11 protein-coding genes and 1 pseudogene are annotated in these 12630 nt (G+C 42.6%); 6 read left to right on the forward strand and 6 right to left on the reverse strand.

Annotation, left to right across the window (positions count from 1 at the left end; translation table 11 throughout):
• The first annotated feature begins 5 nt into the window (after window positions 1-5).
• Together typA and mscL are read left to right on the forward strand one after the other, a co-directional pair.
• Window positions 6-1844, forward strand: coding sequence for a translational GTPase TypA (gene typA, locus FTV30_RS10960; protein WP_005097994.1), 1839 nt, complete (start codon window positions 6-8; stop codon window positions 1842-1844).
• Window positions 1845-2026: 182 nt separating this feature from the next.
• Window positions 2027-2467: a large conductance mechanosensitive channel protein MscL gene (mscL, locus tag FTV30_RS10965; protein WP_005097993.1), complete on the forward strand. Its 441-nt coding sequence runs from the start codon at window positions 2027-2029 to the stop codon at window positions 2465-2467.
• A gap of 100 nt (window positions 2468-2567) precedes the next feature.
• Here mscL and FTV30_RS10970 read toward each other — a convergent pair whose 3' ends face one another.
• Window positions 2568-2852, reverse strand: a complete 285-nt coding sequence (locus tag FTV30_RS10970; protein ID WP_005097992.1) for a peptidylprolyl isomerase — start codon at window positions 2850-2852, stop codon at window positions 2568-2570.
• Window positions 2849-3709 (reverse strand): bifunctional DNA-formamidopyrimidine glycosylase/DNA-(apurinic or apyrimidinic site) lyase, encoded by an 861-nt coding sequence (gene mutM / locus FTV30_RS10975; protein WP_005097991.1) that lies wholly within the window; start codon window positions 3707-3709, stop codon window positions 2849-2851. Before mutM ends, FTV30_RS10970 begins: the two co-directional genes overlap by 4 nt.
• Before the next feature lie 399 nt (window positions 3710-4108).
• Between mutM and FTV30_RS10980 the strand changes: the two genes are divergently transcribed.
• The 3 genes from FTV30_RS10980 to FTV30_RS10990 all read left to right on the forward strand — a co-directional run bounded on the left by FTV30_RS10980 (window position 4109) and on the right by FTV30_RS10990 (window position 7562).
• A complete protein-coding gene (locus FTV30_RS10980; RefSeq protein WP_180001587.1) occupies window positions 4109-5371 on the forward strand; it encodes a carbohydrate porin in 1263 nt (420 codons plus the stop codon).
• A 92-nt stretch (window positions 5372-5463) separates the two neighbouring features.
• Window positions 5464-6573 (forward strand): NADH:flavin oxidoreductase/NADH oxidase, encoded by a 1110-nt coding sequence (locus tag FTV30_RS10985; protein ID WP_180001588.1) that lies wholly within the window; start codon window positions 5464-5466, stop codon window positions 6571-6573.
• A 62-nt stretch (window positions 6574-6635) separates the two neighbouring features.
• Complete coding sequence (locus tag FTV30_RS10990; protein ID WP_005097988.1) at window positions 6636-7562, forward strand: AEC family transporter; 927 nt, start codon at window positions 6636-6638, stop codon at window positions 7560-7562.
• Window positions 7563-7821: 259 nt separating this feature from the next.
• Here FTV30_RS10990 and FTV30_RS10995 read toward each other — a convergent pair whose 3' ends face one another.
• Window positions 7822-8619 carry a tetratricopeptide repeat protein gene (locus FTV30_RS10995; protein WP_180001589.1) on the reverse strand — a complete coding sequence of 266 codons (798 nt, stop codon included), beginning with the start codon at window positions 8617-8619 and terminating at the stop codon, window positions 7822-7824.
• A 427-nt stretch (window positions 8620-9046) separates the two neighbouring features.
• Between FTV30_RS10995 and FTV30_RS11000 the strand changes: the two genes are divergently transcribed.
• Window positions 9047-9292 carry a hypothetical protein gene (locus FTV30_RS11000; RefSeq protein WP_074383483.1) on the forward strand — a complete coding sequence of 82 codons (246 nt, stop codon included), beginning with the start codon at window positions 9047-9049 and terminating at the stop codon, window positions 9290-9292.
• 52 nt (window positions 9293-9344) lie between these two features.
• Here FTV30_RS11000 and FTV30_RS11005 read toward each other — a convergent pair whose 3' ends face one another.
• The 3 genes and pseudogenes from FTV30_RS11005 to FTV30_RS11015 form a co-directional block, all read right to left on the reverse strand.
• Window positions 9345-10070, reverse strand: a complete 726-nt coding sequence (locus FTV30_RS11005) for a folate-binding protein YgfZ (RefSeq protein WP_180001590.1) — start codon at window positions 10068-10070, stop codon at window positions 9345-9347.
• A gap of 116 nt (window positions 10071-10186) precedes the next feature.
• Entirely contained in the window at window positions 10187-12304 is a 2118-nt protein-coding gene (locus FTV30_RS11010) for a multicopper oxidase family protein (protein ID WP_180001591.1), read from the reverse strand.
• A 217-nt stretch (window positions 12305-12521) separates the two neighbouring features.
• Window positions 12522-12630 (reverse strand): annotated as a pseudogene (locus FTV30_RS11015) (IS701 family transposase); the annotation flags it as partial.

Below are 12630 nucleotides of genomic sequence, written 5' to 3' on the forward strand. Positions count from 1 at the left end.
TTTACATGTCAGATATTAAAACTCTCCGTAACATCGCCATTATTGCGCACGTCGATCATGGTAAAACCACTCTTGTAGACAAACTTTTGCAACAATCAGGTGCTCTCGGTGATCGCGCGGGTGAGATTGAGCGTGTCATGGATTCTGGCGCTATCGAAAGTGAACGTGGTATTACCATTCTTGCAAAAAACACTGCAATTAAATGGACGGATGCACGTACCAATACTGAATATCGCATTAACATCGTGGACACCCCGGGACACGCCGACTTCGGTGGTGAAGTTGAACGTGTAATGTCGATGGTTGACTGCGTACTTCTTCTTGTCGATTCACAAGAAGGCCCGATGCCACAAACACGTTTCGTAACGCAAAAAGCGTTCGCACGTGGTTTGAAGCCAATCGTAATTATTAACAAAGTTGATAAGCCAAGCGCACGTCCAGACTGGGTGATTGACCAGGTATTCGATTTGTTCGATAACTTGGGTGGTTCTGACGAACAGTTAGACTTCCCGGTCGTTTATGCATCTGGTCTTCGTGGTGTGGCGGGTCCTTCTCCAGAAGAACTTGCTGACGACATGACACCATTGTTCCAAACAATCGTAGACATCGTTGAACCGCCAGCAGTTGACGTTGATGGTCCATTCCAAATGCAAGTGTCTTCACTTGACTATAACAGCTTCGTAGGCGTTATCGGGGTTGGTCGTATTCAACGTGGTTCAGTTAAATTGAACACGCAAGTGACTGTAATCGATAAAGAAGGCAAAACACGTAACGGTCGTATCTTAAAAATCATGGGTTATCATGGTTTAGATCGTGTGGACATCGAAGAAGCCAACGCAGGTGATATCGTTTGCGTAACGGGTATTGATGCATTGAACATTTCTGACACGATTTGTGATCCGAAAGCTGTTGAAGCGCTTCCACCGCTCTCTGTAGATGAACCTACAGTCACAATGACATTCCAGGTAAACAACTCACCGTTTGCTGGTAAAGAAGGTAAATTCGTAACTTCACGTAACATTCGTGAGCGTCTAGATCGCGAATTGATCCACAACGTCGCATTACGTGTTGAAGACACTGACAGTCCTGACCGTTTCAAAGTATCTGGCCGTGGTGAACTTCACCTTTCAGTTTTAATTGAGAACATGCGCCGTGAAGGCTTCGAGATGGGTGTATCTCGTCCGCAAGTCATCTTGAAAGAAATTGACGGTCAAATGCAAGAACCGTACGAAAACGTGACGTTTGACGTTGAAGAACAGCACCAAGGTTCTGTAATGGAGCAAATGGGCAGCCGTAAAGGCGAGATGACCAATATGGAAGTTGACGGTAAAGGCCGTATCCGTATTGAAGCAACTGTTCCTTCACGTGGCTTGATCGGTTTCCGTTCTGAATTCATGACGATGACTTCAGGTACGGGTATCATGACATCAAGCTTCTCGCATTATGGTCCAATGAAACAAGGCCAAGTTGCGAAACGTCAAAACGGTGTGTTGATCTCTATGGTTCAAGGTACTTGCCTGGGCTATGCATTGTTCACATTACAAGACCGTGGTCGTCTATTCGCTAAGCCTCAGTTAGAAGTTTACGAAGGTATGATTATTGGTATTAACTCACGTTCTGACGACATGACTGTGAACCCGACTAAGGCAAAACAGTTAACCAACGTACGTGCATCTGGTACTGATGAAGCATTAACACTTGTTCCTGCAGTTGAATATACGCTTGAACAAGCGCTTGAATTCATTGAAGATGACGAACTAGTTGAAGTAACACCGAAGTCAATCCGTATCCGTAAGCGTTATTTGACTGAAAACGAACGTAAACGTAACCGTTCAGGTAAATAATCTGTAGATTATTGATCTAAGATTCCTAAAGCCGCAATCTTTTCAAAGGTTGCGGTTTTTTGTATTAAAATTTTAACTAGAACCATAAAACTTATAAAAAACATCACCTTATATGAAAATGAAATCACTTATAATTAATGTATAATTCATCACAAACTTTAAAATGAATTATTGGAGAAAAAATGAGTATTATTCAAGAATTTAAAGAGTTTGCTGTCAAAGGCAATGTGATGGACCTCGCGGTCGGTGTCATTATTGGTGGAGCATTTGGTAAAATTATTGATTCTTTTGTAAAAGATATCATCATGCCAATCGTTAGCTGGATTTTAGGTGGGGATGTTGACTATTCTAACTGGTTCCTGGTACTGGGTGATAATCCTAATAATGTCACTTCTTTGGCAAATGCACAGGCTGAAGGCCTGAATGTATTTGCTTATGGTAACTTCCTAACGATTCTGATTAATTTCCTGTTGTTGGCATGGGTGGTATTCTTACTGGTGAAAATGATGAATAAACTTCGTCGTAAACAGGCAGAAGAAGCACCTGCACCTGAAGCCACCCCTGAAGATATCGAATTACTGCGTGAAATTCGTGATGAATTGAAAAAACGTCCTGAAGCATAAGCGTTCTGACACAAATAAAAAACGGCGCCTCTTGCGCCGTTTTTTTAATCCTCCTAAATCCCCCCTTTTGTTAAAGGGAGGTGGGGAGAGATTTATAAGATTAAAAATCCATCCGGAACTTAATTTCTACCAAATGAAAACCAAACTGGCTTTTGACCGGACCATGTAAGACCCGTTCAGCAGCCGTAAACACCAGCTTATCAATGACAGGCACCAGTTGGCCTTTTTTCACTTCGCCCAGTTCTCCGCCACGCTTGGCAGAATTACAGGTTGAATATTGTCTGGCGATTTTATTAAAGTCAGCGCCACTCAAAATCTTCTTTTTAAGCTGCTCGGCAGTTTCTTTATCTTTAACCAGAATATGACGCACAATGGCTGTTTTCATGACTTTTTCCCTCGTACAGTTGCCAGTTTTTTGACAGGGAGTTGCATCTTTTTCAAAGGCTGACATTCTGGACAGAACACAGAAGCACGTTGTCCCAGTTTAATATTTTCAAGCGTGGTCTCACAGTTCACGCACATTTCCCCGGCACGACCATAGGCCAGCAGCGTTTGCTGAAAATAGCCATTTTCCCCCATGGCGTTGGTGTAATCCCGTAATGTCGACCCGCCTAAATCAATGGCCTGTTTTAATATGCGCTTGATTTCCAGCACTAATTTTTCGATCTGTGCCAAGCTTAAAGTCGAGGCGGGTTGTGCTGGATGAATGCCCATATTGAACAGACTTTCGGTTGCATAAATATTGCCGACACCTACCACCACATGGTTATCCATAATCGCAACTTTGGTGCCAACATTTTTATTTTTCAATTTTTCAAATAAATACTGAGAATTAAAATTTTCACTCAGGGGTTCTGGTCCCAGCGTATCAATCAGTTTGCTTTGTGACTGCGCATCTAGCCATAAAATACAGCCAAAACGACGCGGATCATGATAACGCAGTTCAATATCATCAAACTGAATAATCAGATGATCATGTTTGCGTAATTCTTCAGTTGTTTCACACAAACGAAAGCTGCCAGACATGCCTAAATGCCAGAGCATGGTGTCGTGCTCAAACTCAGCCAGAATATATTTGGAACGGCGCGACAGGTTGAGTAATTTCTGCCCGACCAGCTTTTGTATATTTTCGGGAATGGGCCAGCGCAAACTTGACTGACGGATTTCAACCCGTTTTACACGTTGTTCTAACAAGGGTAATAAACTGGTTTTGGTGGTTTCTACTTCTGGTAATTCAGGCATAACACATCAGAGGCGAGGGAGATGCAGCTAATATTGGGTGAATTGGCTGGGATTGCAAGCGTTAATCTGGGTGAAATCGCTGGAAAATGACTGGGTATTTCATCTTTATTTAAACTGGAATTGTTTAAAGAATAAACTAGGTTTCTATGTTTTTATAGCGAATTTTCTTAGAAGTAAATCGAATGGAAATTATCAATACATTATAAGCTAATGAAAAATATATAAATAATTTAAGATTTTTTAAATAAAAATTATATTTTTATGTTTAAGACATAACTAAAAGTTTAATGAGTAATAAAAAAAATGCTGGGAATTTGTATGAAAAGTTATGTAAATTCATGCACCTAATAGCAATTTAAAAACCTTGCTTGTTTTTCTCTCCGAATGTTTAGGTTTTACATGAAATATTTAGGTCTAGCTCTATTGCCTTTAATGGCTGCCATGACAACCGCTCAGGCGGAATCTGCATTTGATCCACAAGGTCAGTATTTACTGGGGGACTGGAATGGTCAACGTACAGAACTGGCCCAACAGGGAATTAAATTTGAAGCCAATCTGTTAACCGATACCGCCTATCTTGCTGATGGTGGTCGTAATGAGGGCGCAGATCCATTAACTTCTGCCCAATTATGGCTGGGTACTCAACTGGATATGGAAAAGCTGGCAGGATGGAATGGCGTCACCGTACGTGCCGCGATGACTGCACGTCAGGGTCAAAGTACCTCTGTCCGTGACTTGCAGGATCTTAATGCACCACAGCTGGCCAATGCACAAGGTACGTTTGGGCGTGGTAATCAGGATAGCCGTCTGAGCGAGCTGTCTATTGAAAAGAATTATAAAGACCAAGGACTCAGTATTAAGGCGGGTCGTCTTGGTCTGGGCATGGACTTTAATGTCATGGCTTGTGATTTTGCCAGTACGGCATTTTGTGCTGCTCAGATGGGTAAATGGCAGGGCAATATCTGGATGAATACGCCTGTAGCACAATGGGGTGCGCGCGTGAAGCAGCAACTCAATCCTGAACTTGTAGTACAAGTCGGTGTGTATGAGTTTAATCCAGACAATGGCTTAAGTTATGGCGAAGATCAAGGCTGGAGTTTAGATACCGACCATGCTGATGGCGTGACAATTCCGGCAGAAGTCATCTGGACACCGAAATCATGGGTGAATGGCTTGCCAGGCAGCTACCGGGTCGGCGGAATGTATAATACGGCCGATGATGTTGCCAACCAAAAAGATATTGCCAATCCTACTGATGCCAAAAACCGTACCTTTGCTGGTTGGTTAGCTGTAGAGCAACAGTTAACGTCTACAGGTCAGGGCCGTCAGGGTTTGCATTCATTTGCCAACTTTACTTGGCATGACCGCGATACCAATAAAGTCGATCATTCACAACAAATCGGTGTGAAATATATCGGTCTTGCGGACAGCCAACCGAACGACATTTTAGGTCTGGCGGTCAACCGTGTGCATATTAATGACCGGATCAAGAATCTGAATTTTGATGCGAGTGCAGAATACAATATTGAACTGAACTATAGCTATAACGCAACAAAGTGGCTAATGCTGCGTCCAAACCTGCAATATGTCATTAATCCAGGTTCAAGCAACAATGTGGATGATGCACTGGTACTCGGTTTGACTACACGAATCATCTTCTAAAGTTTGATCGTTCACGTTATAACTAAACAGGCTCTTGGGAGCCTGTTTTTATTTCTAGAGTGAAACTGTGCAATAAAAAGAGGAAATACAGCGTGGCATTACTATTTCAACCTATTCAATTTGGATCACTGCAACTTCAAAATAAAATCGTAATTGCGCCGATGTGTCAGTACTCTGCAACAGAGCAGGGGGAAATTACCTATTGGCACGAGCAGCAATGGGCCAACTATGCCTTATCGGGTGCAGGTTTATGTATTGTCGAAGCGACTGCGGTACAGCCAGAAGGCCGGATCAGTTATGCAGACCTGGGATTGTGGAATGATCAGCAAGCTGCCCAGATCAAAGCATTATTGGCCAAAGTTAAATCTATATCGCCAATGCCATTTGCTATCCAGCTTGCACATGCCGGACGTAAAGCCTCTACAGATAAACCATGGGCAGGTAGAGGCCAGTTTAAACCGGATGAGGCACATGGCTGGCAAACTGTTTCTGCCAGTGATCTTCCTTTTCAGGCAGACGAACATCCTCCTAAAGCGCTGAATCAGGCAGAGATTGATCAGGTCATTGCAGACTTTGCAGAAAGTGCCAAACGCGCAGTTGATGCAGGCTTTGACCTGATTGAACTACATGCAGCACATGGTTATCTGTTACATCAGTTTATGTCGCCACTTTCCAATAAGCGTGAGGATAAATATGGTGGTTCACTGGAAAACCGGATTCGCCTGACGCTGGAAGTATTGCAAGCGATGAAGGCAGCAGTTCCGGAAGATTATCCAATCGGAGTGCGTATTTCAGCGAGTGACTGGATGGAGCATGAGGATAGCTGGAATATTGATTCTTCGGTTGAACTCTCTAAAGCCCTCGAAGCGGTGGGCGCAGCTTATATTCATATTTCTAGTGCCGGTTTACATGTCAAACAGAACATTGATGTGAAACCGAACTATCAAGTACCTTTTGCAGATACCATCAAAAAAGCCGTCAATATTCCGGTGATTGCTGTAGGTTTAATTACCGAAGCAGAACAGGCAGAACATATTCTGCAAAAAGGGCAGGCCGATGCCATCGCTATTGCACGGGCAATTCTCTACGATCCACATTGGCCTTGGCATGCAGCTGCGGCACTTGAAGAAAAACTAAAGATTTCACCCCAATATCTTCGCAGTGCCCCGCATGGTCTAAACCATCTGTTTGAGCCTTTTTAACAATCTTTTCTAAGCAGGAAGGTCGTATAATAGTCACTCATTGCAAATGAGGACGCTGCATTATGATTTTTGCGGTCATTGTGCCCATTTTTTTATTGTTGGCACTGGGTTATCTGACTGTAAAAAGTCAAGTGTTAGACAAAGAGCAAGTGGGTACAGTCGGTGCTTTTGTCATTAAAGTGGCGTTGCCTCTGCTGTTTTTCCAGTCTCTCGCCTCTAAAGACCTGCATGAAATCTGGTATTTTGAATACTTTGCGGTGTATAGCAGCGTAACTTTACTGCTCTATGGTAGCGGTTTCTGGATGATGCGCCGTTATTTTCAGAATACGCATTCGCAGAGTGCAGTATTGTCGCTGGGCGCCGCGATGTCGAATACCGGACTGATTGGTACGGCCGTGCTTAGTCTGTTAATCGGGCAGCAGGCCATGACTTATACTTCTCTGGTGGTCATCATTGAAAGTATGTTGCTGATTCCTTTGGTACTGGTCATGGCTGCGCTGGGAACACAGCATCAGGCAAATCTTGGCTCCATTTTTAAAAGTGTGGTGCTGACTTTAGTAACAAACCCCTTATTTATGGGGGTCGTACTGGGTATGGCCTGTGCGATTTTCCAGATTAAAATTCCGCTCTATATCGATCAGGTTTTTGCCTTGATCGGACAGACAGCATCGCCATTGGCCTTATTTGCAATTGGTGGCGGTATTGTGGGAATGAGCCTGAAATACGTCAATCTGCAAAGTTTCTATCTGGTGTTTTCTAACAACATTATGATGCCGCTGCTGATGTATCTTGGCCTCAGTCAATTGACCAGTTTAAGTCAGGAAATGGTTCATGCGGGTACTTTGATTGCTGCCTTACCGATGCCAACAATCTTCGGTATGTTGGGACAGGCCTATGGTTTAAATGATCGAGCCTTAACACCATTGCTGATGAGCACTATCGCTGGTTTTATCGTGACCAGCGGCTTGATTGCCTTGTGGTGGGGATAGCTCATTCCAGGATTGATTCTCTCCTTATAAAAAGCCCCATATTGGCATTTTCTTTTTTAAATTCATGATTATATTTTACAGGTAGAAAAGTCAGCCGCAACTGTTTGAGGCATGCGGTGTATTGCACCGCAAGATTAAAAATGATTGTTTTTGCGACAAATTTACTAGTGGGTGCTGGCTGACGAGTTTTGCGATGAGAGTATGGCTCCGCAAGATGCCTTTCTTGCGAAGCTCCGCTTCTCATTGGGGTGAAACCAAATTAACTCTTTTTGGCAGGTGTTTTTTTCTGCTCAGCCATCATTTTGTCTACTGCTGCCAAAGACTCTTTAGCCTGCGGAATATTTTGCTGTGCCAATGCAGCAAAGATTTTTTTCGCTTCAGGCAAGTTTTGCTGCACGATACTGCCATTAGCAAACATATTGCCGACAGCCATCAGGGCAGGGATATAGCCTTTTTTCGCCAGATCCTGAATACTGCTTAAACCTTGCTGAATCGGTTTTTCATCTTTGTTTTTAAAACCAGAGCTGATGTCATATAAGGCTTTGGCGTGAATCGCTTGCATATTACCTTTTGTGATTAATGGTTGCAGCTTTTGTAGTCCGATTTTATTTGAGGCAGGGGTATTTTCAGCAAATAACAGCACAACCAGATCTACACTGGCATCATCAAAATTGGCTGCTGAGGCACGTTCCAGATACTGTTTGGCTTTGCTTAAATCCTGCTTTAGTCCTAATGTACCCGCCGCATAATTTTTGCCCAGTACATAATTGGCCACAGGGTAACCTTTGCTGGCTGCCTGTTCATAGAGCTGGATGGCTTTTTTCTCGTCTTTGGCAGTGCCCTGGCCGGTCTGGGTTAAATAGCCTAAGTTATATATGGCTTGGGCATTTCCCTGACTAGCCAATTGATTTAAAGCGTCATAGGCGCCTTTGAAATTATTGGCTTTCACCATGGCTTCAATTTTTACAAACTGGGGGTCAGCCTGATCTTTTACAGTATTTGCCAGAGTGAATTGCGCAGAAACTGCAAGAACAGTAGCGAGTATTAACTTTTTCATGGTTCCTATAACCTTATTATTGCTGGCACCTAAGTCCTTGGTGCGGTTTTAATCATTTTCACTTACATCATAAAAGGATTTTGTGCTTTGTAAATATACAATTTGTCATTAGAGTTCTTTCATAAATCATTTTTTAATTATTATAAATGAAATTCTATCTTCTTGTCGGAGACTTGCGCAGCATGCTCCTCCTCCCGAAGGGAGAAGGAACGTCCAACCTCTATTTAAATATGAATAAAATTATCATTTCTTGAGTTATGAAAGGGATTTAATCAAAATAAATCATCAAAGCAGGATATACCGATTTAACCAGATCACTGATCTGGATAACTTTCCTATCAATCATTCAGATATTGAAAGGATTACTTTGCTTAAAGGAACTTCTCTGGTTAAATCTCGGTTTAAATCAGCCTCCCAGGATTGAGCCATGTTTGTCAAAACGATTAAACGCCACTATGACAGAATTAACGTAGATGACACGATTGCGGATGAAGACAAGATTGACGCACTGCTGATGAAGCTCGGTGCAGAATTTTTGATTAGTCAGGAAGACCGGGTCTACACCTTTCAAAAAGGTGAATTAACCACAAAATTTGATGCCAAACATGCTCGTGCTTATCACTTCAAAGATTATGTGGTGAAAGATATGAATAAGCTGTTTCATGGTTTCTAAAACAAAAAAAGCCAAGAGTTAACTCTTGGCTTTTTTAGGGCCTAAACCGGAATTATTGCGGACGTGCTACATCACCGCTCAAAGCTTCAGGAAGTTTCAGAACCTCTAGACCCAACTCGGCCAATGCGTCAGGTTTGGCTACGACCAAGGCTTTATAGCCATCCTTCAGACTGATGCTATTCACGACTTCAACATTGTTGTTGAGCTGAGTGCCGACTACAGGTGCTTCACCCGTCGCTTGAATCAGATGCAGCCAATGTTTTGGCTTGGCTTTAAACCATAAGCGTGCCATGACTTCCTGACCTAAGTAACAACCTTTGTCATAGTGAATGCTTTCACGTTGATGTAAGCGCAATTCCTGTGGTTGAAACAGGGTCGCAGTGGCCGCCTGAATCCAGGCCTGACCTGATTCAATGGCTTGCTGCTCCCAGGTCGCCACATCGGTTTCAGTCGCAACAAAGTCAGTATGAATATCATTGATCACAGGATAAACCGCACCGACCAGTTCCAGTTTCATTTTTGAAAAGGCACCAAATTTTTTAATATGATTCGCCAGTTCAGTGGCCTGATCGTCAGTACTTACAATTTCAAAGCTTTCCGGACTGAGCTTTTTAAGCCATAAGCCAAATTGAATACGGCCTTTCAAGCTACAGATCGCGGTATAACGTGTCTGGTTTTCAGCCAATGTTTCAGTATTCAAAGTCACCTGACCTTGAAGGAATTTTTGTGCATCAACACCATTCAGACTAAACAATGTAAAAGCAGGAGACGTTGCCATGATAAGCCCCAGTTTGAATACTATAAATCAATGCAGTTATTGTGCAGCAAGCATCAAATAGAGGCAAACAAAAAAGCCGACAATCTAAATCATCGGCTTTTATGGAATGATAATATTTAGTGGTGATGGCTAGCCGGCAATGGCGAATCACAAGGGAATTTACCGCCACAAATCCGAACATATTCCATCATGCCCTGATCTTCATGATCGAGAATATGACAATGCTGTACAAAATCACCTTCAAATTTCTTGTAATGGCTGCGGACAATTACCTGATATCCCTGTTTAACAAAGATTGTATCTTTAAACTGTCCTTTTAAGCCGCGGTATTGAATATCTTCCAGATTAGGATTTGGATCTACTGCCAGCGGAATATCGCTGACATCCTTACCCGTTGGATCCAGTACTTTTACAATCTGGAAGGGGTTCACATGGATATGATAAGGATGATTCAGGTTATTACTGCTAAGAATCCATTCATCAATTTGCCCAAATTCCAGTTTCCGTACATATGCACCTTCTACTGCATCCGCGCCGGTAAAGAGGTCACCAAAACTATAGATTCCCTCAATATCACTGTAACGGTAGCCAAACTTACCATTTGGACCAAAGCTGGCATCGAAGGTTGAGCGTTGTGGTGGGCGGTTCTTTAAGCGATTTTCAATTTCAGTGGTCATCAGCGATGGATGGTCGATAAAGGCAGAAAGTTTTAACTGTGAGAGCTGGGTCTGGATTTCTTTGTTTAAGCCAATTTTCTGTGCCTGAGCTTGTAAAAACTGGGCTGGCGTTTGCGCTTTTAATTTACTCGCTTTGACATTCACCCATCCCAGTAGTTGGGCATTTAACGTATTACCCGGAGCGAGTTGAGGGGTAATTTGTCCGGATGTAGGGATGGCATTGATTTCATCATCAATGTTCAAGTTGGTGTCAAAAATACAGTATCTATTCGTGCTTGGAAAGGCGACCATCGCATCGTGACGGTAACCGGGTTGAAATATCGAGATTCTACGTGTCTGCACATGATCCATGGTTAAACCATCCTGAGCAATGGTATAGACCGGCAAGCTGGTGAGCTGATCAAAATCTGCTTTTTTGTCTTCTTCCTGAAATTCAGAACAAGCTTTAATGGTTTGTTCAGCGGTAAATTTTTGTGATTTTGGCAGTTCCTTAATAATAAGACCAAGGGTGTCGCGAACACCACCATGAATCATACGCCAGCGCTTAAACTGGTTTTGCTCAACTTGAATCTCGCCATGTACTTTACCATTAATCGAGGTGTAATAATGATTTGCTCCCCATGAATTAAAGGCATTCAGGCCTTGATAATCTTCCAGCATACCGACTTCACCAGCATCACAATTATTGAGATTGGTTGTACCTGCCGGGTGAGTGCATCGATACTGAATTTGCTGAAACAGGAGGATATTTTCATTAGAATAGCTGTTCTTGCCTTTATCTTTCCACAGAATATCCATGTCTCCCGTCGATGTGATTTTGCCATTCCTGACTTGAGGAATACGGCTGCCTTCTACGATTAATGGGCCAGCCATGCCGCTAGAGACCTGAATAGCCGTTGAACCATGTAGATGAGCGTGATACCAGTAAGTACCCGCAGGATGATTTGGTTCCATTTTGAATTGATAGTCAAATTTTTCCTGTGGTTTGAACTTCAGGAAAACATTGTCGCTATTGCCTTGCGGGCTGACCCAGAGGCCATGAGTGTGCAGATTGGTGGTATTAAAACAATGTGGGTCATTCGCATCGAGAATATGTTCTGGGCAGGTTGCTGTGGACTCCGTGGGCAGTTGGTTATTCAAATGCACAGAAAAGATTTCTCCCTGTTTGACCCGAATCTGTGGCCCAACCAGCCGGTCTTCGACATATTCACCTGCTTTTTTCTTATTAAATAAACTGGGCTTGGTCACATAGCCACGGAGCACCAGTTGATCCCATGTTCCTTTTCTGGGGTTATACAACTTATCCATTTTATACGCGATGATCAGTTCGTATTTGCCTTTGGCATTTTTCTGTAGCAATGGCGGATTACTGATCAGAGAATCCGGTGCTGTTGGAGCAGGTGGTGGCTGAGTCGGGTTGTTTGGGTTACTTGGATTTGACGGATTATTTGGATTTGAAGGGTTATAAGGATTAGGAGGGTTTTTAGCTCCATTCCAGTTTGATGCCAGTACGGCTATGACCGCTGCTATGACACCGATAATCGCAAGCTGTAACATCGTAATCACCTTTATCTACTTTTGTGATGAGTATTGTTGTTGTGAAGTAATTACTGTTTAGATTTACTTAATTGAGAGAAAAACTGTTATCACCAAATTAGGGGGAGGCAGATAAACGGTATGTCTAAAGTATTCTTTCTTTGGTGTTGAAATTGCTAATTTGTATTTAAATCTTTAATTATTCGATAATATTTATACATATAGGACTTACGCACTATTATTTATAGATTCTCTGTGGTAGCAGATGATTTTTATCGAGAATAAAGTCATCAATGAAGTTTTTGATAACTGGTCTAAATAATTTCTTCTGCCAACGATATACATTT

Source organism: Acinetobacter sp. YH12255 (assembly GCF_013417355.1).
GTDB lineage: Bacteria > Pseudomonadota > Gammaproteobacteria > Pseudomonadales > Moraxellaceae > Acinetobacter > Acinetobacter pseudolwoffii.